This is a genomic window from Leifsonia sp. ALI-44-B, assembly GCF_001984125.1.
In the GTDB taxonomy this organism is placed as follows: Bacteria; Actinomycetota; Actinomycetes; order Actinomycetales; family Microbacteriaceae; genus Okibacterium.
Window position 1 is genome coordinate 899,663 of sequence record NZ_MTQL01000007.1, and the last position, 22,326, is coordinate 921,988.

Sequence of the window (22,326 nt, forward strand, 5' to 3'; positions counted from 1 at the left end):
GTGAGGCGTCCGAACTCGCATAATCATCAGCTTCCCGCCCCTTTGCCGTCACCTACGCCGTGAAAGTTCTCGCCGGGCGACCGCGGGCGCCTCGCGATAATTACTGGTCGCCCAGGGCCTCGGCGGCCAGCCGCTGCAGGGCCAGGATGTGAGCGTCGAACGTGTATTGCCCGAGCGGCGTCAGGCTGAGCGTGGTCGTGAGGCGCTTGTCGGTGCGGCTCGAGGACGTCGACTTCTTCGCCGTGACGAAGCCGAGCTCGACCAGGCTGCGGACCGTCTTCGAGAGGTTCGCCTCCGACAACCTGAGCGTGTCTTTCAGGACCGAGAACTCGGCGCTGTCCACGGGGCGCAGCAGGCCGCATATCCGCAGGCGGTTCGGTGCATGGATCGCTTCGGAGAAGCGGGCGTCATCGGCCACGCCGCAGCTCCCGGTCGAAGGCACGGTCATAGGCGCGGCCGCCCAGCCACATCACCAGGAACGCCGCCAGGGCGCTCGCCGGAATCCACACGCCGTTGCCGGTGGCGGCGAGGGCGAACGACACTCCGAGCAGCAGGACGATGACGACACCCATGACGACGGCGACGGTGAGGCTGCGCGGTCCGGCCGTGTGGGTGATCGTCACGCCCGTCTTCTTTTGATAGGCCAGCGCGAGGAAGACGATGCCGAGCGAGGCGAACGTGACCAGCAGGGATTGCCACATCGTTCCGGTGCCGATGGGCGAGCCGACGATGGCGGCGGTCGCCAGGCTGAGCAGTGGGTAGTACCAGCGCGGCGTCGCGACCCGATCCGCCAGGGCCGAACGATCGGACTGGAGCGCGCCCAATGCTTCGCGAGCTTCCCGGTTGCGGTCATCGGCGGGGAATTGAGAGCCTTCGTAGTGACTTTCCATGTTGGAAACCATTTCACATGCCATCCGGTTAAGCAATAGCTTCCGGATGTCACAGCTCACGCCTTGTCGCGGAACATCCTCTCGGCGATGCGCAGTCCCGTTCGAGTGGGGAGGACTCGCGCGAGCGCCGCCAGCATCCTGTTGCTCCGGCCATCCACCACCGACGGCGCCGAACCGTCGAGTGCCGCCCACGCCGTGTCGACGACATCCTGGGGCTGACGCTTCCCCTTCGCCGCACCGGGGTTCATGGGCGTCACGGTATCGCCGGGGGACACCGACAGAACGCGGATGCCGTGCTTCCGGTTCTCCTCAGAGATCGCCTCGCTGAACAGGCGCACGTAGGACTTCGAGGCCCCATAGGCGGCGAGGTAGGGCGTCGCTTGATAACCCGCGACGCTCGCGATGTTGATGATCACGCCACGCCCGGCAACCCGCATCCGGATGATCGCGGCCTGGTTCACCAGCGTCAGTGCGGCGATATTGAGGTCGATCATGCTGCGCAAGGCGGCAGGGTCGATGCGCGTCAGGTCTCCCTCGGGCGCGGAGCCCGCGCTGAAGATCACATGGTCCAGACGGGGCAGTTTCGCGATCGCCTCGACGAGCGCGGCGACATCCCACGCCTGCGAGAGGTCTCCCGCGTGCACGACGACCTCGCTTCCGTGCGTGGCGGACAACTCGCCGGCGAGGGATTCGAGGGCGTCTCGTGATCGCGCGACGATGACCAGGTCGAATCCCTTCGCGGCGTAGTCGAGGGCGAACTGCCGTCCGATGCCGGAACTCGCCCCCGTGATCAGGGCAACGGGACGAAGAGATGCGGGCATCTCATTCCTTTCACTCGAGTGAAACTATAAACGGATAGGCTATCCGAATGGAGAGTCTATACGCTTCGCTAGAGTGGAAGGGTGGAAACGCAGCGAAGAGATGTCGTGCGCAACCGGCAGCGCATACTGGATGCCGCGGCGGCCGCCCACGCGCGCGGCGAGGCCCTGGCGCTCAACGCGATCGCCCGCGCGGCTGACACGGGCGTGGCCACGGTCTACCGTCACTTCGCCTCGGTGGAGGCGCTCGAAGAAACCCTCGTCTGGGATCGGTTCGACGAACTCCGCGCCATGCTCCAACCGGCGAGTGCGGCATCCATCGACTCGGTGCTCGAGAAGTACTTCGCGCTTCTCCTGGGAGACCAGCTCTTCGAGACGGTGATTTCACGGTCCGAATGCGCCCTCGAGCGCACCGCAGAGCTGCGCGACGAGTTGATCGAGGCTTTGTCGTCCTTCATGGAGCGCGAGGCGGCACGTGGCGGCCTTCGCGCGGACCTGGAGCCGAGCGACCTCTTGGCGCTGCTGTGCGGTCTCGCCTACTCGGCGCGCACCCTCGGGGCAACGGCCGACGACCCCCGCGGCCGGACGCTGTTCGGCGTCCTGATGTCCGGCCTCCGCCCGCCGCGGTCGTAAGGACGGATCGCTAGGCCGCTCAGGACCCCGCTCGCGGCTTCGCTTACGAGGCGGTGTCGACTCCTGAGTCGACTCCTGCGTCAACCGTCGGCTTCATGCAGAACGGCGAGTAGTGGTAGCCGTCGAGGTCGTCGAACTGACGCTGATACATGAAGGGGTAGTCATCCGTGTCGCCGATGCGGCCGCCCGCGGCCCCTGCACGTTCGATGAGCTCGTCGACGGCCTCCTGGCTGTCCAGGTCGAACGAGACCGTGACTTTGGAGGGGGTTTCGGGCCCGCCGATGAGGTCCTCGGTGGCTCCGACGCTGGCGTACATGGCCCGGCTGCCGAGCATGATGTACTGCTCGGGCGCGATCGCGAAGCAGGATGCATCGGGCCCCGACATCTCGTCGTTGCGATGCCAGCCGAGGGCCGTGTAGAAGGCGGTCGCGCGTTCGACGCTCTCGACCGGGCACGTGATGAATATGGTCATGCGGCCATGCTGATCTCGGTGGTGCCGCGCGTCAAGGTATTTGTGTGCGCACTACGCCCCGCGGATGCCGACGGCGTCCCAGCCTCAGCCTCGAAGCCGAGGGTTCATGTACTTGAGGACCATGGCCGCGCGGGGGGAGCGCGGGATAGGGTGACTGCATCCCGCCCGGTCGATCGCGCCTGATCGACTGCAACCGTTCGAGGCCGCACGTGCCTCACGGGGTCCTCTCGCCGAAGCTGCCGCCACGGACATCCTCATTTTCACGCCGCCCTCGTGCGGTGAAGAGAGCGCTCACATCGGATGCTTCATGAATCTCACTCCCGTTTCGATCAGAACCCCCGACCAACTCCTCCGCGTGTTCGTGAGCTCCACATTGCGCGACCTGGCCGAGGAACGGCAGGCCGTGCGCGGCGCGATCGAGCGGATGCGGCTCGCCCCCGTCATGTTCGAGCTGGGGGCTCGCCCGCATCCCCCGCGCGACCTCTATCGCTCCTACCTGCAGCGCAGCGAAATCTTTCTCGGCATCTATTGGCGCCGCTACGGCTGGGTCGCGCCCGATGAGACGGTCTCGGGTCTCGAGGATGAATACAACCTCGCCCCGGCCACGATGCCGCGCCTGATCTACATCAAGTCGACCGACGACGTGCTCGAGCCGCGCCTGGTCGAGCTGCTGCAGCGCATCAAGAACGACGACCGCGCATCCTATAAATCCTTCGACACGGTCGAGGAGCTGCGCGAGCTGGTCGAGGCCGACCTCGCCACGCTGTTAGCCGACCGCTTCGACGCCTCCCAGAACTCCTCGGCCGACAGCGACGCGGCCGCCATCGTGCCGCCGCAGCAATACCTGCCCTCGGATACGGGGGCCGGCGCCATCCCCGCCCCGCTGACCTCGCTGCTCGGGCGCGAGAGCGAATTCGAGCGGGCCCGCTCGCTCCTGCTGCAGGATGACGTGCGCCTCGTCACGCTCACGGGCCCGGGCGGCGTCGGCAAGAGCCGCCTCGCGATCAAGCTGGGCCGGTCGGTTCGTGAGGAATTCCCGGACGGTGTCGTCTTCGTCTCCCTCGCCGCCGCCCACGACGCCGACCAGGTGCCCGCGGCCATCGCTGACGCGCTGGGCGTGCGCGATACGGGCGCCGAACCCCTCGTCGACACGCTCACCACCGCGCTGCGCGGCCGCCGCGTGCTCATCATCACGGACAACTTCGAGCAGGTAATGGGCGCCACGCCCGCCCTGATCGCCCTCCTCGCGGCGCTCCCGGGTCTGTCGTTCCTCGTGACCAGTCGCACGGTGCTGCGCGTGCTCGGCGAATACCGCGTCGACCTCGGCCCGCTCGCGCTCCCCGCGGCCGGCGCCACGGATGTCGAGGCGGTGCTCGAATCGGCGGCCGTGCAACTCTTCGTGCAGCGGGCCCGCTCCGTGGCCCCGGAGTTCGTCGTCACCGACGACAACGTGGCGGCCGTGGTCGGCATCTGCCGCAAGCTCGACGGAGTGCCCTTGGCGCTCGAGCTGGCGGCGGCGAGCATCCGTCTGCTGCCCCCATCCGTCATTCTCACGCGCCTCGAACAGCATCGCGGCCTCGCCTCGGGCACCCCGCACCTGCCCGCGCGCCAACGCAGCCTCGACGACACCATCGAGTGGAGCGTGCAACTGCTGCCCCCGCGCGAAAAGACCCTGTTGCAGAGGCTGGGCGTGTTCTCGGGCGGCTTCTCGCTGACCGCGGCCGAGGTCGTCGCAGGCAACGTCGTCGCGGGTGAAGGTGCCGTGGGTGAAGGTGCCGTGGGTGAGGATGCCGACGTCGACGTGCTCGACAGCCTGGGCGCGCTCGCCGATTCGAGCCTCATCCGCCAGCAAGACCACGGCGAGGATGCGCGCTTCACCCTGTTCGGCTCGGTGCGCGACTATGCCCGCCGCGGCCTCGAAGCGTCGGATGCCGGCGCCTCCACCCATCGCGCGCACGCCCGCTACTTCGCCGAGCTGGGCCACGCGTCGGTACCGCTTTTGCGCGGCCGCACCCAGAACGCGACCATGCGTCAGCTCGCCGACGACCGCGACAACCTGCGCGCCGCCGTGCACTACCTCATCGAGCACCGCGAATGGGATCGCCTGGCGCGCCTCGCCTGGGACCTCTACGTCTATTGGTGGATGGGCGGGCTGCTCAACGAGGTGCGGGGCTGGATGGATGAGCTGCTCGCATCCGGTGACGCCGTCGACGACTCGAGCCGGGCCATCGCGCTCTATTACAGCCGCGCGATCACCTTCTGGCAGCAGCCCGCCGAGGTCATCCCGGGCCTGACCGAGAGCTCGACGCTCTTCCACGCCGCGGATGATCGCTCGGGGGAGGCCCTCGCCCGGACCTCCCTGGCACTCGCGCTGCTCACGACGACGCCGCCCGAACCCGTCGAGGCGGAGGACGAACTCGAACGATCCCTCACCCTCACGCGCTCGGCGGGCGACACCTGGGGCGAGGCGCTCGTGCTCGTGACGCTCGGCCGCGTGGCCATCTTCGACCAGAAGCTGCGCCGGGCGCTCAACCGATTCGAGGAAAGCCTCGAGGTCGCGCGCCGCCAGGGCGACGACCTCAGCGCAGCGATCGCCGAGAACCACCTCGGCTGGGCGCACCTCATGCTCGGGGATGTCGACACCGCCCGCGTGTTGTTCCGAGAAAGTCTCAGCGCCTCGGCGCTCGTCGGCCACACCGAGGGCATGGCATACGGTCTCGAGGGCGCCGTCGCGGTCGCCGCGGCCGACGGAGACATCGAGCGCACCGGCCTCCTGCTCGGGGCATCGGAGGCGCTGCGAGAGCGGTCAGGCCTCTACAACGTCCCCACGTTCTCGTTCCACCAGCAGGCCATCGCGCCGCTCCTGGCGGGCGACGCCGCGGCGCAACTCCTCGCGGCCAAAGAGCGTGGCCGCTTGCTGCCCCCGGCCGCAGCGGTCGCGCTCGCGGTCAGCCCGCCGACGTCGCCTCGTGTGACGGACGCAGGTGCACCGGACGTCGAGAAGCCGGAAGTCGAGACATCCGGGGCCGCCGAAGCCGCTGACGTTACGGAAGCAGCCGGTGCCTCCCCAGCTTTCCAGGCACCCGGGGCTGTCGACGGTGCCCCCACCGCACTCGAAGCCGAAGCCGCTCCCGACCTCGAACAGGCGGCCCGTCCATGACCGCGAACACCGCTGCAACCGACCCGCGATCTCCCGCCCGCCCCGCCGGCGCCGAGCTCTACAGCCGCCTCCTCGCCGCCTTCCTCCTCCCGTTCCTCGCGGCCGCGTTCATCCTCCTCTATCTCCTCCCCGGCACCACCGAGGCCCTCTTCGCCTTGACCATCGAGCCGCCCCTCACCGCCATGTTCCTCGCGAGCGCCTACCTCGGCGGCATCTGGTTCTTCGCCGCCGCGGCGCGCGCCCACAACTGGCGTGCCGTCAACCGCGGCATCCCCGCGGTCCTCGTCTTCGCCACCCTCCTCCTCATCGCGACCCTCCTCCACCTCGACAAATTCCACCCCGGCCACATCTCGTTCATCGTCTGGTTCGCCCTTTACCTCACGACCCCGGCGCTCGTCGTCATCCTGATGATCGTCAACAGACACACGGATGACGGCACCGACGCCCCCCGTGACTACCGAGTCCCTCTCCCCACCCGCATCGTGCTCGCGGCCATCGGCGTCGCATCCCTCGCCACGGGCCTGGCCCTCTTCTTCCAGGCGGATGCCCTCATCGCCGCGTGGCCCTGGACACTCACCCCGCTCACGGCCCAGGTCATGGGCGCCGCCCTCACCCTGCCCGGAATCGTCAACCTCGCGCTCCTGCGCGACCCCCGCTGGAGCGCCTTCCGCACGGTCTTCCAGGCACAGATCGTCAGCCTCGTCGCGATCGTCCTCGCCCTCATCATTCGCGCCGACGACCTGAAGCCGGCACCCTCCTCCCTCGTCTTCTGCGCGGGGATCGGCCTCTCGCTCGTCGCCTACATCCTCTTTACCTCTACAACGAGCGCCGCAGCAGCAGCCGCAGCAGCAGCAGCCCGCCGCCGCAATAGAGGACGTCCACACAAAACAACGCCCCGCCGCAACGCACGCCCTTCGGGGGAGGGTGCGTCGGACGGGGCGTCGTCGTGCTGCGCCGATCGTTCGGGGTCGACCGGTGCAGCAGTTCAGGGGGCTACGGTCGCGACTCCAGACGTTTGCGCTGAATGCGTCGCAGGGCGAGCAGCATCGCGCCCGTGATCAGCAGGAAGAGGGCCATGCGGCCCGCTGCCCCGATCCCGCCGGCGCCGGTCGCCGACAGTCCCGGCTGGTCGCTGCCGGCGAGCGGCGCGGGGAACGTGTTGGTCACGGTGATCGCCCGCGAACCCGTGGCCGCGACGATGCCGTCGGTGGTGGTGCCCGTCGAGGCGTCATCGTCGGCGATCGTCACCGTCGCGCCGGTGGGCACGGGGGTTTCGACGACCTGGCAGATGCTGCCGGCGACGACCGTGAATTCGCGGGTCTCGTCGGCGCGCAACGTGAAGTCCTCGTCGAGGCGGGGGCCGGTCGCACAGCTCAGGTGGAAGCTGTAGACCGCGTTCGCATCCGGGGCGTTCACCGCACGCTTGGTGACGCTCACGGTGGCGGCGTCGAAGGTGTTGACCGCCACGATGCCGAGAACCTGGGCCGTGTCGGGCGTTCCGGCCGTCACCGGCTTCGCGTCGTCGAACGTGGCCGGGGTGACGACGCTCGTGGTGGCGCCTCCGGTCTCGGTCTCGACGCCGAAGCAGCGGGCTCCCACGGGCAACAGCACGCCGTCGAGGCGCGAGGTTTCGCCGGCACGGATGTCGACATCACCATCGAACAGGGTGGCGAGCACATCGTCGCCCGCGGCATCCGTCATGGGCACCTGGCACGTGACCTGCACGCGGAAGGTGGCCTCGGTGACGAAGTCCTGGTCGGCGAGGGCACCCTCGACGTTCTTCGTGAGCTCGACGACACCGGCCGAGTAGTCGTTGACGAAACCGACGGTCGCCGTGTTGCCGGTCGCCGTGTCGGCCGCGATCGTCACGGTGACGGGCGGCGGGGTGCTGTCGGCTCCGCCGTTGTCGGTCTCGGTGACCGTGCAGACGGCGCCGAGCGGCAAGCCCGTGATGGCGTCGGAGGTGAGGGCCGTCGCGCCGTCGTGAGCGATGAGTGAGACATCCTTCACGAATACGTCGTCGACACCGTTGAACGCACAGGCCACGCGGAACACGTACTTTCCATCGGGGTTCGCGCTCACCCCGACGCCGGCCAGCTGCTTGTTGATGACGAGCGCGCCCGCGTCGAAACGGTTGGTCACATCGACCGCCGCCAGGTGGATCGACCCGCCGGCGGTTTCGGTGGTGGTGGCCGGCACGAGCAGCGGGGTGGCGGGCGTGACGGTGCTCTCGGTGGCGCCGCCGGCATCGGTCTCGCTGGTGGTGCAGAGCGCGCCGACGGGGGCGGCGACATCCTGCGTGCCCGCGGCGTCGAAGGTGAGGGTGCGCGGGAAACCGGGCACGGCCGCACCGTTGTAGAGGCAGGACACGTCCACCGAGAACGGTCCGGCGCCGTACGCGGCTGCCTCGCCCGTGACGGTCTTGGTGACGCGGAGCACGCCCAGCGGGTAGCTGTTCGACACGGTCGCGGTGGGGATGCGGTCGGCCCCCTGTTCACCGGCCCCGAAGTGCGGCTCGATGGTCACGTGCGCTGCGGTCTCACGGGTGCTGTGATCACTCACGGCACCGTCGGCGTCGCTCTCCCAGACGGCGCAGTCGGCACCGGCCGGAATCTGACGAACGGTCGCTTTCTCGCCGGCGCGCATGGTCCGCTCTCCGGAGGTCACGACGGTTGAGACGCCGCCGCGCGGGATCACGGTGCACTCGTAGGCGAACGTGAATTCGGCACCGTCGGTGTCGACCTTCGCCGGGTTCTCGCCGATCGCCTTCTCGAGCTCCAGCGAACCGTAGCTCGTCGCCACACCGACCTTGATGGGTTCGATGGGGGCGAGCACGCGGTCGCGTCCGTTGCCCTGCTGCGTGGTTTCGGCGTGGGCGACGGAGTTCCAGGCGATGGTGGGGTCGCTCACGCGGCTCACATCGAGCGGTGTCGTCATCGAGAAGGCGATGGTGACTCCTGCCCCGGGCGCGAGGGGCGCCTGGCGGAAGTTCATGACCGCCTGGAACGCCGTCGCGTCCGGCGTGTAGGCGCTGGCCCAGTCGCCCGGAGCGCACGTGGCCGCCGACCCGAGATCGAGGTCCTCGGTGCAGAGGGTCTTGGCGGTGCTGTAGCCGAGCTGGAGGGCCGGGCCGCCGCCGCGCACATCGGGCGCGCGGGTCAGAACGGGCCGGTTGTCCCACTGGGTGCCGCGGTCGGCGCCCAGAACGCCCGTGTCGCCCTTGACGGGGAAACGGTCGACGATGGTCATCTGGGTGCCCGGTTCGGTGCCGGCGTTGCGCACGCGGATGAGGTAGTCGAACGTGTCGCCCGGGTTGACCAGCGCGATGCAGGGGGTGGCCGTGTAGGTCACGCCACCCTCGGTGTAGGCGGGGCAACCGGCGTCACCGATCGCCGCGGGCTGAGCGGTGCGGGTGTTGAACCAGCCGAGGGCCGGGTTGCCCGACACCCACTTGCGCGCTTCGAACGATGCTCCGGCGCGGGTACGCGCTGTGGCCGTGTCGGTGCACAGGGTGCCCGCGCCGTAGGTTCCGTCGGTCGAGGTGCCGTCGCCGGTGGTGCAGACCAGCCCGGGCACGGTCGAACCCGCGGCCATCGTGTTGGTCAGCAGCTGCCCGGCCACGACGCCCGGTTCGAGCTTGGCCTGCACGACGATGCTCAGGGTGGCGCCCGGCGCGAAGACCCAGGCGCCGAAGTCGAAGGCGGCTTGCGAGACGTGCTCGCCGTCCCGGGTCAGCGTGAGGGTCGGTGTCGGCACGGCGGGTGTCCCGGCGGGGACGTCGGTAGCGGTCACCTGGAACGGCTGACCGCCGTCGCCCACGAAGGTTTCGTCGAAGGCGAGTCCGGCCGGCAGGGCGTCGACGACGCGCAGGTTCGGGATGCTGGAGGTGCCGTTGTTCGTCACCTTCAACGTGAACGGCGTGCTCTCGCCGGGGGCGATGGCCGCATCGGGCGTCTTGTCGACGTCGAGCTTCGGCGTGCCGTCGTTCAACGAGAAGCTGCTCGTGACGGTGTCGGTCGTCTCCCAGTTGCCGGGGGTCTGCAGGCGGGTGGCGTAGAGACCCGTCGCAGCGTTGTCGATGGGGCTCACGACATCCGTGTCGGCGTCGCTGCGCAGGGTTTCGCGAGGCGTCACGCGGAACGAGATCTTGGCGTCGCAGCGGTCGGTGGCGCACGGCGTGATGACGTTGCCGCCGTTGACGGTCGAGGTGCTGCTGAAGACGGCTCGGATGCCGCGCACATCGGCCGCTTTCACGGTGGCGGGCAGGCTCGCGGTCGCGGCGGGCGTTCCGAGCACCCAGGCGCCGGCGACGAACGCGTCGATGCGAACCCGGTTCGAGCCGCCCGACGTGGCCGGGAAGGTGGGCTGCTGCAGGTCCACGAAGTCGACCGAGTCGAAGAACGTGGGGTCGCCGTCTTGCACGCCGAGTTCGCGCGCGCTCAGGTTGCCGGTGTTGCGCACGCTGAGGTTCACGGTCGCGTACTGCTTCGGCAGGCCGGGCACGTGGGTGGGCAGAACGCTGGGCGAGATGGACTTGTTCACGGTCGCGCCGTCGGCCGCGGGGCCGGTGCTGATCGCGGGCGAGCAACTGGGCTGGGTGCCGACATATCCGTCGGCACCGAGGATGAAGCAGTTGCTCAGCGCGATGCCGTCGGCCGTGCCGTCACGACGCTCGGTCGTGAGGTTCAGCTGGAAGTACTGCGTAGGAGCGAGGTCGCCGGCGAGGGTGGCACGGATGCCGGTGGCGCGCTCGAGGAGCGCCGCGTTCGAGGCCGCGAAGGGCACCCAAGCGTCGGCGGACGGGTCGAAGACCTCGATGGTGGCGGTGCCGGTGTTGGTCGTCTTGCTGACGGTCGCGCCCGTGATGCGCAGGGTCGCGAAGGGGTTGCCCTGCGCGAGCGGCCGGCCCGAGGCATCCGTGGGCGGGTCGGTGATGACGGCAGAGGCGAGCGGCAGGTTGCCGTTGTTGGTGTAGCGCAGCGTGAAGGGGATCGGTTCGCCGGCCGGGATGCTCGAGCGCTCGACGTTCTTCACGCCGGTGCCGCTCGATCGGGGCGACTCGACGGCGAGTGTGTTGCAGGCGTTGGCGGTCGCGGTGCCGGTTCCGTCGGCGCGCCCGGCGCTTCCGGTGACGCGCGCGCAGTTGTCCACTCCGGGGCTGGTGCCGCCCGGAAGGTCGGAATCGGTGACGAGTCCGTTCAGTCGACCGGTGAGGCCGAGGGCGGCGGTCGAGCCGGCCTCGATGGTGGCGCCTCCGTCGCGTCCCGCGTAGGTCACGGTGACGGCGGTGAGGCGAACCCCTGCGGCCGGGGCCAGCGTGACGGTGGTGTTGGCGGTGTAGGTGTCGTCGTGCACATCCCCGTTCGAGTAGGTGCGCACGAGGCGGGCGCTGGCGGCGCCGGCCGGGAGGGTCAGTCGCACGGATTCGGCATCGAACTTGTCGAATTCGGCGGGCGTGGTGGCGGCCGGTTCGGTGATCGTGAGTTCCGAGATCGGGAACGGGGAGTTGTTCTTCGCCTGCACGATGGCCGAGACGCCGGAGCCCTGGCCGACGACGGCATACTCACCGTTGTCGCGGGTGAAGTTGTGGTTCGTGTCGGGGAAGAAGGTTTTCGACGCGTTCAGCATCAGCGTGTCGGGCAGAACGTCTTTGTTGGCGCATACGTCGGTGCCCGCCGTGACCGCACCGGCGGCATCGCGCGCGGTGGGGGTGGCGCAGTTCTTCACGGTGACGCGGTCGACGGGCTTCTGTTCGGCGCCGGTCGAGCGGATGGTGTCGCGCAACGTCACGGACAGGTCGACGCGTCCCTGCGTGGCCGAGGTGGGGATCTTCGAGCCGTCGGCGTTCGAGAAGACGACACGCACGCCCGTGATGGTGCCGGGGTCGATGCCCGCGGGGATGGCGAAGGTGCCCGCCGCGGTGAGGGTGCTGCCGCCGACGAAAGCGTCATCGCCGCACGCCATGGTGGGGTCGGCGCAGAGGAAGAGCTCGGCCGTGTCGGCGCCCGGCGGGAACGACACGAGTGTGACACCGGCCACATCGAACCGGTCGAACGTGCCGGCGCCTCGGTCGGTGACCGCGAGTTCGCGCACGTCGGCTGAGCTCGACGACGCGTTGCGGATGCCGAGCTGCACCGAGCTGGCCGAGCGGGACCCGGCCACGGCCGATGCCCCCGTCCAGGCCTTGGTCGCCACGGGGCTCGTGACCTTCGGCACCGAGACGGCAACCGTGTTGCTGGCGGTCTTGGGCTCGGCGTTCTCGGCATCGACGGTCGCGGTGTTCTCGAGCTGCGCGCCGTCGGCGAGGGTCGTGTCCGACGGCAGTGTCATGCGGATGTCGAGCGTCTCGTTCATGCCGGCGGTCAGGCCCTGGCCCACCGGGTTGTCGAGCGCCTGGCGGTAGGAGATCGTGAGCGTGCGGGTGCTCTCGGCGTAGTCGACCAGACGCGTGGGCGTCGAGGACGGGAGGCTCGCGGCATCCAGCACGAGACCCTCGGGGAGCACGTCGACGAAGGTGAAGCCGACGCAGTCGACCTCGATGCTCGAGCACGAGAGGTAGAGGTTGTAGGTGACGTCGTCGCCGGCTTTCAGCGGCTGACCGCCGAGGTCGTTGCCCTTGGTCACGTTGACCGTCGCGGCCTCGGCGGCGAAGGCCGGGGCGGTCGGTGTGAGCACGGCCAGCGCGAGGATGGCTGCGGTGAACGCGGCCAGTCTGGCGCGCGATCGCGGCGTTCGGCGGAAAAGACGCACGGTGAAAAACCCCCGGATGGTTGTGGAAAAAGTCGAGGTTCACTCGGAACCTTGGCCGAGACTATGTCCTCCTTTTGGAGGACCATCCGTTTTGGCGCAGGAGTAGTACACGATTTAGTGCATGGCGTCGCGGGCTGTCCCCCGTGAGGGGTGCAGCGGCGACGAGCGACGCGGCGACGTGAATATTTCTCGGGGCTAACGCCGGATGCCGGGTTGCGATTTCCGCGGCGGGCGGATGCCGGCGCGCTGCAGCCCGGCGAAGACGACGGCCGACAGCGCACCCGCGCCGATATAGGCGACGATACGGATGGCGATGACGGCGGCAATGAACCCGGGTGTCAGGAGAGTCGGATTGATGATCGGCAGCGACGCGACGCCGATCGCGAGGCCGCCAGCTGCCGGCCCGATCACCCAGGTGCGGCGCCTCTCGAAGCGGTAGCGACACGCGGCGAACGCGAGCTCCATCGCCAGTGCGGGGAGGAGCAGGGCCCCGAGCGTGATCGCGGCGAACGGCGTGAACGCGGCGGCGATCAGGCCGGCGGTCAGGGCGGTGACGACGGCGGCGCCCGGCGCCCTCGTCCAGCGCACGGCGAGCAATGTGCCCGTCGCCGAGACGCTGGCGACCGCCGCATACGCGAGCGGCGAGACGACCGCCAGAACGCCCGTGACCGGTGAGATGGCGATGACGAGAAGGGCGCCGGCGGTGGCAAAGACGGCGCAGACCAGCAGGTCGCGGGTCGAGAGTCGTGGGGTGGCGCGGCGGGCCGGGCGGGTGGCGGTCACAGCATCCGTGCCCGTCTCGCCGCGGGAACCGCATCTTCGCGACGGGTCACACCCAGCTTGCGATAGATGGAGGCGGTCTGATTGCGCACCGTGTTCACCGACACGTTCAGCTCGGCGGCGATCTCGGCGAGGGTGCGATCGCCGGCCAGGTGCGACAAAACGATCCGTTCGCGCCGCGTGAGGCCGACCCGCGGATGCTCGAGCGTGACGTACGCCGGCTGACTCGCGACGGTTTCGGCGACGGTGGAGAGCCAAGCTGCGTTCGCCTCTTCGTCGGCCTCAGCCGCGCTCAGCCGCAGGAAGTCGTCGCGCACCATGAAGGCGAAGGGGTCGATCTGCGCGGTGCGACGCGAGATGCGCAGGGCGGCTTGGAAGTAGTCGGATGCGGTGGACTCTTCGCCCAGCCGCAGCGACGCCGAGGCGGCGAGGAGAAGTACGCCGATGGCATCCGAATGACCCACATCGCCGCCGTGGTGCAGTTTGCGGGCGCCGGACAGCGCTTCGGCAGAGCGGCCCTGCACCAGGTGAACCCGCAGGATGGCGGCGGCGAGAGGTGCGTATCGCGACCCCTGCTCGGCTTGCGCCAACGCTTCTGCTTCGGCGTTGCGCAGATCGGCCAGCAGCAGATCCATGCGCAAAGCCGTGAGGGTGGCGGTCAGGAAGGGCGAGATGTTCGGGCGGTGTTTCTTCTGGCGCATGTCGTCGTCGAGCAGACCCAGCGCGGCCGCGGCGCCGTGCTGTTTCCACGTCAGGCGCACGCGCACCGCCAGGGTGATCGGCCAGTGTTCCATCGTCGCCCAGTGCGCTCGGGTGGCGTCGAGTTCGACCCCGGCGGCGTCGAGATCGCCGCGCTCGATGGCCAGGATGGCTTCGGCGGTGTGGGCGGGCACGGCGTAGAAACTGTTCAGCAGGCGCTCGGGTGCCGGCACCGACCAGAGATGTCGGAGCGTTGCGCGTGCGGCCGCATGGTCTCCGTCGGCCACCTCGACCAGGGCGCGGAGCGACAGCCAGTGGAAAGTGGTGCTGTTGATCTCGCCGTCGTCCTTCCACCGCACAGAGCCGGCGAGGAGCGATCGGGCGGCCTGCGTGTCACCGAGGTAGAGCGCCGTCGTCGCCGTCTGCACTCCGATGATCTCCTCGAGGAAGCTGAGATCGTGGTGGGGGTCGTCCGCGCGCGCGAGGAGCGCGAGGAATCGATCGAGTGCCCGCGGCACCACGGCGTAGAGACCCGAAAGCCGGGCGCCGATGAGCAGGAAACCCTGAGCCAAGACCCTCTCGGCCGAGGTCCGGCCGTGGTCGGTGAAGCGTTGCGCCTCGGCCAGCGCGATCACGGTGGCGAAGTAGCGGGCGGCCGCGAAGTGCCGTCCGTGCGAGTACTGTTCGACGCCCGCGAAGACGGCGAGGAACAGGTTCTTCCGCGCCGAGAAGCGCCGGCGGGGCATGACCGGCTGGCCCTCCATGAACGCGGCGACGATGAGGGCGTAGTTGCGAATGAGGATCCTCTCGGCGAGATCCCATTCCTCGGCGTCGAGCGCGGCGAGGAACGCGCCGGCATGATCTTTCGAATCACTGAGGTGGCGCGACATGCGGCCATCGATCGCTTTCAGGTCGCCGGGGTGCGTCGCCTCGAGCTCGGCGCGTGCTGCGCGTTGGACGATCGGCACGACGCGGAAGTGACCGTTCTCGGTGCTCGACCACCATCCGAAGCCCGCCTGTTCGAGCGATGCCGTGGCGCTCTTCCATTGTTCGGCGGGCACGCCGACGGCGAGGGCGCGCGCCTCGTCGCCGCGCCCCAGCGCCGCGACGGTCATGAACACGTGCCGGGGCTGTGTGCCGGAGGCGGCGCGGAGCGCGGAGCGCAGACTGTTTTGAACGCGGATTCCCGTCGCCCGAGCGGTGCCGCCCGCCTCGATTTCGCGCAAAACCAGGCCTACGGCGTGCGGCCACCCGGCGGTCTCGTCGAAGAGCGAGTGGACGCGTTCATCCGTCAAGGACAGGCGTCGTGCCGCGGCGGCCGCTCGCACGTCGTCGAGCGTGAACGCCAAGGCCTCTTCGGTGATGACGGCGGCGTCGAGATAGTGATCGGGGTCGAGTGTTTCGACGATTCCCGGATTGCGGGATGCGACGACGAGCCGCAGGTCGGGCACGAGCCGCAGAATCCGGGCCACCTCTTCGCCCACGCCGGCCAGCGCGAGGCGTTCCCCTCCGTCGATGACCACGGTGATGGGCCGGGTGCTCCGCCGCAGGTGCCCGTACGCGCGTTGCCACCCCGGCTGGCGTTCCTCGGCGGCGGGCGTGTCCGTGCCCGCGTCCGTATCCGTGCCAGCGGCTGTGTCGGTGTCGGTGTCGGCGAAGTCGGCGACGGTGAGCACAAGATCCCAGAAGAGTTGCGGGCTCGTGATCGTGGCGTCGAGAGGAACCCAGACGAGGTCTCGCTCCGCCTTCTGGTTGCCCATCCAGTCGTAGATGAGCATCGACTTGCCGAAACCGCGTCCCGCCTGCAGCACGATGAGGCGTGCTTGCGTCTCGTTCATGGCCGTCAGGAGGCGGGGTCTCCGTGTGTGCCAGGGCGGCATGTCCTGCCGCCGCATCTCGGGGTGAGTGTCTTTCATAGTTCCCTGGTCGAAAAAGCATGTGTGGATGCTGCAACGCCCAAGGCAACTTGCGTCGGCCCAAACCTGAGCGCAGCAGTAAGCCGTGTGGCGCTGCCATTCTTCTCGTGGATTCCCGCGATCCACGTCTTCAGGCTAGCGTCTGCACGAATCTACTGAGGCATAGCTTTCAAGCTCAAACCAGATGATGCCGAACTCATCCGGCTGATCTATTGGGATGGCTTCCACTCTCATGAAGCGGCCATCGTGCTCGGAGTGAGTGCATCCGCGGCGCGCTCACGGCTATCGAAAGCTCGAGCCACTCTCCGTGCGGAGCTGAAGGTGGAGCTGGACGAGCCGACCGCACACAGAGGCCCCGCGGTCGGCGGAAATGCTCTGTGATTGGTTGCGGTGCCGGGGCGGATCCGCTCGAGGGTGGGACTGTTCCACGGCGGGACGAACCGGGTAGGTGATCTGTTCGATCCCTGCAACGGTCACAGGATCTTGATTCTGCGGGGAACAATCTCAACCACGGGTTCGGACTCGAGGGAACGCAGGCCGGTTGTGACGCGAAGTTCAGGTTGGTCATGACTTTCGGTCCAACGACCAGTGACGGTGTCTACGGTGACGGTGATCCATTCAAAATGGTTGCGAACGTAAACCGCCTGAGTAGACGGGAACTGCACATGGATATCGTCCTGCCACTGCAACTTCTTCGTCGCTCTCTTGAGGTCCAGCAGGGATGCGTCCCCCGAGGTGCGCCCGATCGTTTTCACTGCACCTGCCTCGGAAACGTGCAGCGAGACGGTGGAGTACCCGGTGGTCTCCACGACGGCCGTAATTCGTGCTTTTCGCTTTCGCGTCCGGTTACTTTTCCAGGGACCCTCGATCGCAGCGCGAAAATCCGAATCCTGAGCTTCGGCGAAGGCCTGCTTCACAGCGTCGACATCCCAATCGCGGAGTTCCGAGAGGCGGGTGAGCCCGGCCAGTACAACGGCCCCGGCAATGCGAATTTGTGAGCCCAGGTCGAGCTCGACGAATCCGTCAGGCACGTAAACGTAGGTATCTTCGAAGCTGTCGTTCGATCCCTCCGGGACCTCCAACCTGGTCGCGGAACTGCCTGAGGTGCCTTGCACGAAAAAGCGCACCGATGATGTCCGAGCTTCGATACTCGCCGGAGGTAGATGAAGGCTTACCGACTCACCGATGTGCTGCGCGACTCGAAGGTATGCGTCGGTGTCATCGGTGTCTTGGAAGCCACTTCGCCAGAGATCATCCTGGCGGCCGTTGGTCGGGTACGTGTCCAGATATCGCAGCTTCGCCACGTCACTTCCTCTGCTCTGGCAACGAGCGGTCATGAACTCTCACGCGTCTATGCCAGTGGACCATGTCGAGTCTCATGGGTCCACTATGGCGTGTGGGATTGCGCGGCGGGGCCGTCGCGCCGCGGTATCTGCCGGGCCAGTAAGCGACAAGACAATGTGGGCCATTGGTTTGGGCGAGCGAGTAGACGAGATCCGGTTGTTGCCGTGACTCGGTCGGCTCTACAGAGACCCCCGAACGGGTGACAAGGGTGCGCGGTCTGTGGAAGGGGGTTGGCATGCCTCGACCGTTCGGGGCCGGGGAACACGAATCAGGATGGGGACGACCATGAAACGTAAATCACTGAAAGCAGCGGCGGTCGCGGCGGTCGCCGGGGGACTGCTTTTCGCGGGCATCCAGCCTGCCCAGGCGGCTCAAGCTGTCTATCACTATGAGTCGTTGGGCACCTGTTCGCAGGCGGCCGGCCGCTATGCGCAAAGCGCCGCAATCGAGCAGTACTGCACGGTGGATACCTACATCAATGGCGTCCCGTATCGCTGGCGTCTCATGGTGAACTTCTAACCGACACGCAATTCGCGACATCCCCCGGCTGGCTCAGCCGGGGGATTCGTCTGCGGCATTCGATACTCTCGACGCAGATCAGCGTCGCCGTCGACCGAGCAGAGGAGCACACCGTGAGCACGAGCCCCGGCAAGATGGATGTGACGTTCACCGCCCCCATCGGGGTCACGGTCAAGGGCGATCTCTGGTCCTGCGTCGAGGTCCCAGGCTCGGTCGAACTGTTCGGCACCGGCAAGTCGGTGAAGGTCGTCGCGACCGTCGACGGGGAGCCGTTGACAGCCGGGCTGATGCCAACCGGTGTCGGTGGGCACATGCTCTCGATCAGCGCGAAGCTGCGGAAGAAGCTCGGCAAGGACCTCGGCGATTCGGTCACCGTTCATCTGACCGAACGTCTCACCTGAACTCCGACCTCCAGCTCGAACGAGCGGCCCTCTTGCCTCGGCCCGCAACCTAGGGCTGGGTGGGCACAGGTGCCCATGGCGTGCGGAGTGGTCCGCCGATAGCGTTTCGACGACCACCCTTCCCGCTTCCTGTGAGGACATCATGGCCCGTCGAATCGCTTTCGCCGCCCTCGCGGCAGTTGCAACCCTGTCGCTTGTCGGATGCTCGGGCGACTCTCCCGAGAAAGAGAAGTCGTTGGTGGCTTTCGCCCAGTCCACCTGCGGCGCGACGACGACAGCGTCCGAAGCCGAAGAGCAGCTTCGCAAGACCTACGACGACATCGAGTCGAAGCCGTCTGCCGCAGAGCAGCACGCGTTTGTGGTGCAGAACGTGCAGGGCTTCATCGACCTTCTCGGCGAGCAGAAAGCTGCCGTCGAGAAGAATGTGCCCGAGGTGGAGGAGGGTGATGCGATCGTCGCCAACTTCAGCAAGCACTGGGATGCCCGGATCGCCTGGGCTCAGTCCCAGCTCGACGAGTTCGCCGCCGAGGTGCCCGAATGGGGCCGCAACGAAGACGGAGTTCTGATCGCCGCCTCGCCTCTGCTGCACAGCGTCAACGAGGACAGCATGGACGCCGACCTGCCCTCTCCCTACGGCCAGATCGAAGACCAGGACGTCGTCACCGCACTCGCCGAGGAACCCAGCTGCGACGACGTCGTCCTCGTCTTCTAACCCGCCCGGAAAGAACGGATCACACATCATGGACAACATCGGAATCATCCTGCTCGCCGTCCTCATCCTCGTGATGCTGATCGGATGGCCCATCGCTCGCCCGTTCCTCAAACGTCGGGCGAATGCGGCCGGTCGTGAGGCCGGCGAGAAGTATGCGGCCGGCAAACTGCCCGGCGTGCTCGAGGCCCTCGGCCGCACGGTCGTCATCCACGCCGACGAGGCCGCCGCGCATCACGTGGTCAACGCGGCCGTGGCGACGATGCCCCGCAAGGCCGGCGCGCACGTCGGCGGCGGCTGGGCGATCAAGTGGGTCGAGAAGGATGACGTCGTCGCGCAGCTCACCACCGAGCCGTCCTCGGGTGCGAGCGTGTTGAGCGTGAGCCGGTTCCGCGACTACCTGGGCTTCCCGCAGGGGGCGAAGGAGTGGACGGCCTTCGCGCGGGCCGTCGAACAGGCCGCTGCGGCATCCGGAATCGCCGTCTCGACCGGCTCCGTCACATTTGCCCGCGGCGCGCGCGTCGACGACAAGAACTGGGTGTGGGCGCCGGTCGCCGGGCGCCCGAGCGTCTGACGAGCCGTCGCATCACGACGCCATGAATTCCGTGGCCGAAGCGCACAGCCGGTGCCTCTAGAGGGCGGTCGGGCCGGCCAGTGGCGCGGTGGACGAGCGCTCGATCAGCTGAACTATCGGGGTGTCCAGTTGGGATGGTTCACTCGTCGAGCCTTCGATGCGGGCAATCGCTAGCGATGCGAGCTGCCGACCGAAGCCGGCTGTATCGAGCCGAATGGTTGACAGGCGAGGTTCGAAGAGGTTCGCGATGGGGGCGTCGTCGTGGCCGATCACCGACAGTTCCTCGGGAACGGAGATTCCGGAGCGAAGAGCCGCGCCGGCCAGAGCCGCGGCCACGTCGTCGTTATAGGCGAGAACCCCTGTCACTCCCTCCGACCGCCAGGCTAGCGCCGCAGCGTTCGCCGATTCGTCGTACAAATCGATGGGCAGGCGGCGGATGCTGCAGCCCATCGCCTCGGACGCACGCTGGGCTGCCTCCCAACGCTCGTGCCCGAGAGTCGCCAAGCGTGGGTCGGCGGTGTCTGCATAGGCCAGCGAGCGATGCCCCAGGGAAGCGAGGTGCTCCACCTGCAAGGTCGTGCCGGGCTCGCGATACGGAGGAGCCGACGTGTTCGGATCTGGAATGATGCGGGTGACTCCGGCGGCCCTCATGGCCTCAACCGTTCGAGGCGCGAAGGGGAGGTAGCCGATGACCGCGTCCAGTTCCACGGTCTCCCAGAGTGGCCGTGCGCGTCCTGAGTCGTGCGGGGTCGCGATCAGAAGGGCATAGCCCGCGTCGTCCAGGGCATTGGATGCTTCTTCGATGTTGTTCCGCACGCTGAAGTCGATCGGCCAGTCGGGCAGGATCAGGAGCACAGTATTCGTGCGCCCTCTGGCTAGCGCTCGGGCCGCCGCGTGGGGGCGGTAGCCGAGTCGATTCGCCTCGGCGATGACCCGACGCCGGGTTGCCTCGGAGATGGTTTGCCCTGCCGTGTTGTTCAGGACGAATCCGACGGTCGCGCGTGAGACTCCGAGCGACGTTGCGATGTCTTTCGCGGTGACGCGCCGTGGCCTCGCGTCGGTGGCATCTGACTGCGTGCCCACGGGCCCCCCTCGCTGCGTTCCGCTTGCGCGGTCTAGTTCTCCAGGCTAGCACCGGCGCTCTTCCGCTGTGCTCGCCGGATGCGTGGGCTAGCGTGCCCGGGCGCATCCTTCATATTCCCTTTTCGACGGTCCACTTGCGCGCGCTAGTTGACGCGAGCTAGAGTGCACAACTAGCGCGCGCTACCCGACGCGAATCTGACAATGGAGTCCCTATGACACACGAACCTTCCCCGAGCGAGACGCCCAGCGCGTCAGCCGCCCCCGCGCAACCGTTCCCGGCTGCTCCGGCCGCCGTCGATGAGATCATCGGCAGCGCGCAGACGCCGCCCGAGACCAAGGCGAGCACCTCCTACATCTGGTTCCAGGTGCTCGGCCAGTTCGGCGTCTTCGTCGCGTTCATCACCCCGCTGGCGATCTCCCTGGCGATCCGCCTCGCGGAGCTCGCCCCCGGGCACGAGGAGTACCTCGGCTACATCACCGGGTCGGGCGCCCTCGTCGTCATGCTCACCGCTCCGCTCTTCGGGGTACTCAGCGACCGAACGCGCACCCGGATCGGTCGTCGCCGGCCGTTCATGATCGCGGGCACCCTGCTGGGAGTGGTGTCCCTCGTGGTGATGGCTCTCGCGCCGTCTGTGCTGGTGCTCGGTCTCGGCTGGATCCTCGCGCAGCTCGGCTGGGGTCAGGTGCTGCAAAACCTGCAGACGTCCATGGCCGACAAACTGTCCGAGACCCAGCGCGGGAAGGTCGCCGGACTCGCGGGGTTCGCGACCCAAGTGGCACCGGTGTTCGGCGTCGTCATCGCCGGTTCGTTCTCCGGCAATGCGCTTCTCCTCTTCCTCCTGCCGGGTCTCGTCGGCGTGATCCTCGTCGCCCTGTTCGTGCTGTTCACCAGGGAGCCGGACACCCGCGGCGCACGCTTCGACGAACAGCTTTCCGTGAAGACGCTGTTCAGCAAGTATGTGTTCAACCCCCGTCGCCACCCGGACTTCTCGCTCGTCTGGCTCGGCCGGTTCCTGTTCTACTTCGGTCTGACGCTCAACACCACTTTCACCGCGTTCTTCTTCGCCTCGCGACTCGGTGTCGAGGTGGCCGATGTCGCTCCGATCATCGCCACGCTCGGACTGTTCGGCATCGGAGCGACCACACTGGGCGCCATCGGCGGTGGCTTCTTGTCCGACCGGGTGCGCCGGCGGCGCGTGTTCGTTCTCCTCGGCGCCGTGTTGTTCGCGACCGGTGCGATCGTGATGGCGCTGGCGTCCGACATCCCGCTGCTCTACACCGGGTCCCTCATCACCTCGGTCGGCATCGGGATGTTCGCCGCCGTCGACCAGGCATTGATCCTCGATGTGCTGCCCGAGAAGAACACCAACGCCGGACGGTACATGGGGATCATCAGTTTCGCCGTGTCGATTCCGCAAGCCGTCGCCCCGTTCATCGCCCCGCTCCTGCTCACGATCGGCGCCTCGGTCACGGGCGACAAGAACTACACGTTGCTCTACGTCATCGCCGCCGCGTTCACCCTGGTCGGTGGCCTGGTCGTGCTCCGAATCCGATCCGTCCGCTAAATCATCCCGCATC

18 protein-coding genes are annotated in these 22,326 nt (G+C 67.9%); 9 read left to right on the top strand and 9 right to left on the bottom strand.

The annotated features are described in order from the left end of the window. Positions 1-100: 100 nt before the first annotated feature. From ALI44B_RS11265 to ALI44B_RS11275, 3 genes are read right to left on the bottom strand one after another with little or no spacing between them, the layout of a single operon-like run. On the bottom strand, positions 101-418 hold the full coding sequence (locus tag ALI44B_RS11265) for a transcriptional regulator (RefSeq protein WP_143459200.1): 318 nt from the start codon (positions 416-418) through the stop codon (positions 101-103). Next, positions 408-890, bottom strand: a complete 483-nt coding sequence (locus ALI44B_RS11270; protein WP_077054746.1) for a hypothetical protein — start codon at positions 888-890, stop codon at positions 408-410. The genes ALI44B_RS11265 and ALI44B_RS11270 overlap by 11 nt, the downstream gene beginning before the upstream one ends. A gap of 56 nt (positions 891-946) precedes the next feature. After that, entirely contained in the window at positions 947-1,711 is a 765-nt protein-coding gene (locus ALI44B_RS11275) for an SDR family NAD(P)-dependent oxidoreductase (protein WP_077054747.1), read from the bottom strand. 81 nt (positions 1,712-1,792) lie between these two features. Here ALI44B_RS11275 and ALI44B_RS11280 point away from each other — a divergent pair, with 81 nt between their 5' ends. Further along, positions 1,793-2,341, top strand: coding sequence for a TetR/AcrR family transcriptional regulator (locus ALI44B_RS11280; RefSeq protein ID WP_083709909.1), 549 nt, complete (start codon positions 1,793-1,795; stop codon positions 2,339-2,341). Positions 2,342-2,384: 43 nt separating this feature from the next. Here ALI44B_RS11280 and ALI44B_RS11285 read toward each other — a convergent pair whose 3' ends face one another. Further along, the gene (locus ALI44B_RS11285) at positions 2,385-2,813 is read right to left on the bottom strand and encodes a VOC family protein (protein WP_077054749.1); all 429 of its coding nucleotides are present in this window, start codon (positions 2,811-2,813) and stop codon (positions 2,385-2,387) included. 307 nt (positions 2,814-3,120) lie between these two features. Here ALI44B_RS11285 and ALI44B_RS11290 point away from each other — a divergent pair, with 307 nt between their 5' ends. Together ALI44B_RS11290 and ALI44B_RS11295 are read left to right on the top strand one after the other, a co-directional pair. Next, positions 3,121-5,973 (top strand): DUF4062 domain-containing protein, encoded by a 2,853-nt coding sequence (locus tag ALI44B_RS11290; protein WP_077054750.1) that lies wholly within the window; start codon positions 3,121-3,123, stop codon positions 5,971-5,973. Next, positions 5,970-7,031 carry a hypothetical protein gene (locus ALI44B_RS11295; protein WP_077054751.1) on the top strand — a complete coding sequence of 354 codons (1,062 nt, stop codon included), beginning with the start codon at positions 5,970-5,972 and terminating at the stop codon, positions 7,029-7,031. The genes ALI44B_RS11290 and ALI44B_RS11295 overlap by 4 nt, the downstream gene beginning before the upstream one ends. On the opposite strand, the gene ALI44B_RS11300 is transcribed toward ALI44B_RS11295, so the two are convergent. The 3 genes from ALI44B_RS11300 to ALI44B_RS16440 all read right to left on the bottom strand — a co-directional run bounded on the left by ALI44B_RS11300 (position 6,967) and on the right by ALI44B_RS16440 (position 16,040). Continuing rightward, positions 6,967-12,723, bottom strand: a complete 5,757-nt coding sequence (locus tag ALI44B_RS11300; RefSeq protein ID WP_077054752.1) for a DUF5979 domain-containing protein — start codon at positions 12,721-12,723, stop codon at positions 6,967-6,969. The two genes, ALI44B_RS11295 and ALI44B_RS11300, sit on opposite strands and share 65 nt — an antisense overlap. 195 nt (positions 12,724-12,918) lie before the next feature. Further along, a complete protein-coding gene (locus ALI44B_RS11305; protein ID WP_077054753.1) occupies positions 12,919-13,506 on the bottom strand; it encodes an ECF transporter S component in 588 nt (195 codons plus the stop codon). Beyond that, positions 13,503-16,040, bottom strand: a complete 2,538-nt coding sequence (locus ALI44B_RS16440; protein ID WP_077054754.1) for a helix-turn-helix transcriptional regulator — start codon at positions 16,038-16,040, stop codon at positions 13,503-13,505. Before ALI44B_RS16440 ends, ALI44B_RS11305 begins: the two co-directional genes overlap by 4 nt. A 240-nt stretch (positions 16,041-16,280) precedes the next feature. Here ALI44B_RS16440 and ALI44B_RS16575 point away from each other — a divergent pair, with 240 nt between their 5' ends. Then, on the top strand, positions 16,281-16,499 hold the full coding sequence (locus ALI44B_RS16575) for an RNA polymerase sigma factor (RefSeq protein WP_083709912.1): 219 nt from the start codon (positions 16,281-16,283) through the stop codon (positions 16,497-16,499). Positions 16,500-16,591: 92 nt separating this feature from the next. Here the strand turns inward: ALI44B_RS16575 and ALI44B_RS11320 are convergent, their stop codons facing one another. Then, positions 16,592-17,422, bottom strand: a complete 831-nt coding sequence (locus ALI44B_RS11320; RefSeq protein ID WP_077054755.1) for a hypothetical protein — start codon at positions 17,420-17,422, stop codon at positions 16,592-16,594. A 325-nt stretch (positions 17,423-17,747) separates the two neighbouring features. Between ALI44B_RS11320 and ALI44B_RS11325 the strand changes: the two genes are divergently transcribed. The 4 genes from ALI44B_RS11325 to ALI44B_RS11340 all read left to right on the top strand — a co-directional run bounded on the left by ALI44B_RS11325 (position 17,748) and on the right by ALI44B_RS11340 (position 19,665). Then, positions 17,748-17,981 (top strand): hypothetical protein, encoded by a 234-nt coding sequence (locus ALI44B_RS11325; RefSeq protein ID WP_143459202.1) that lies wholly within the window; start codon positions 17,748-17,750, stop codon positions 17,979-17,981. 113 nt (positions 17,982-18,094) lie between these two features. Beyond that, positions 18,095-18,382, top strand: coding sequence for a DUF1905 domain-containing protein (locus tag ALI44B_RS11330; protein ID WP_238592188.1), 288 nt, complete (start codon positions 18,095-18,097; stop codon positions 18,380-18,382). 142 nt (positions 18,383-18,524) lie between these two features. Next, positions 18,525-19,094: a hypothetical protein gene (locus ALI44B_RS11335; protein WP_077054757.1), complete on the top strand. Its 570-nt coding sequence runs from the start codon at positions 18,525-18,527 to the stop codon at positions 19,092-19,094. A gap of 28 nt (positions 19,095-19,122) precedes the next feature. After that, complete coding sequence (locus ALI44B_RS11340) at positions 19,123-19,665, top strand: hypothetical protein (RefSeq protein ID WP_077054758.1); 543 nt, start codon at positions 19,123-19,125, stop codon at positions 19,663-19,665. Positions 19,666-19,722: 57 nt separating this feature from the next. Here ALI44B_RS11340 and ALI44B_RS11345 read toward each other — a convergent pair whose 3' ends face one another. Beyond that, complete coding sequence (locus ALI44B_RS11345) at positions 19,723-20,748, bottom strand: LacI family DNA-binding transcriptional regulator (protein WP_077054759.1); 1,026 nt, start codon at positions 20,746-20,748, stop codon at positions 19,723-19,725. Between the two features lie 212 nt (positions 20,749-20,960). On the opposite strand from ALI44B_RS11345, the gene ALI44B_RS11350 reads away from it, so the two are divergent. After that, the gene (locus ALI44B_RS11350) at positions 20,961-22,313 is read left to right on the top strand and encodes an MFS transporter (protein WP_077054760.1); all 1,353 of its coding nucleotides are present in this window, start codon (positions 20,961-20,963) and stop codon (positions 22,311-22,313) included. The last annotated feature ends 13 nt before the right edge of the window (positions 22,314-22,326 follow it).

Coding starts and splice junctions, on each gene's coding strand:
- ALI44B_RS11270 (WP_077054746.1), bottom strand. CDS start 890: ATGGAAAGTCACTACGAAGGCTCTCAATTCCCCGCCGATGACCGCAAC.
- ALI44B_RS11275 (WP_077054747.1), bottom strand. CDS start 1,711: ATGCCCGCATCTCTTCGTCCCGTTGCCCTGATCACGGGGGCGAGTTCC.
- ALI44B_RS11285 (WP_077054749.1), bottom strand. CDS start 2,813: ATGACCATATTCATCACGTGCCCGGTCGAGAGCGTCGAACGCGCGACC.
- ALI44B_RS11290 (WP_077054750.1), top strand. CDS start 3,121: ATGAATCTCACTCCCGTTTCGATCAGAACCCCCGACCAACTCCTCCGC.
- ALI44B_RS11295 (WP_077054751.1), top strand. CDS start 5,970: ATGACCGCGAACACCGCTGCAACCGACCCGCGATCTCCCGCCCGCCCC.
- ALI44B_RS16440 (WP_077054754.1), bottom strand. CDS start 16,040: ATGAACGAGACGCAAGCACGCCTCATCGTGCTGCAGGCGGGACGCGGT.
- ALI44B_RS11325 (WP_143459202.1), top strand. CDS start 17,748: ATGAAACGTAAATCACTGAAAGCAGCGGCGGTCGCGGCGGTCGCCGGG.
- ALI44B_RS11335 (WP_077054757.1), top strand. CDS start 18,525: ATGGCCCGTCGAATCGCTTTCGCCGCCCTCGCGGCAGTTGCAACCCTG.
- ALI44B_RS11340 (WP_077054758.1), top strand. CDS start 19,123: ATGGACAACATCGGAATCATCCTGCTCGCCGTCCTCATCCTCGTGATG.
- ALI44B_RS11350 (WP_077054760.1), top strand. CDS start 20,961: ATGACACACGAACCTTCCCCGAGCGAGACGCCCAGCGCGTCAGCCGCC.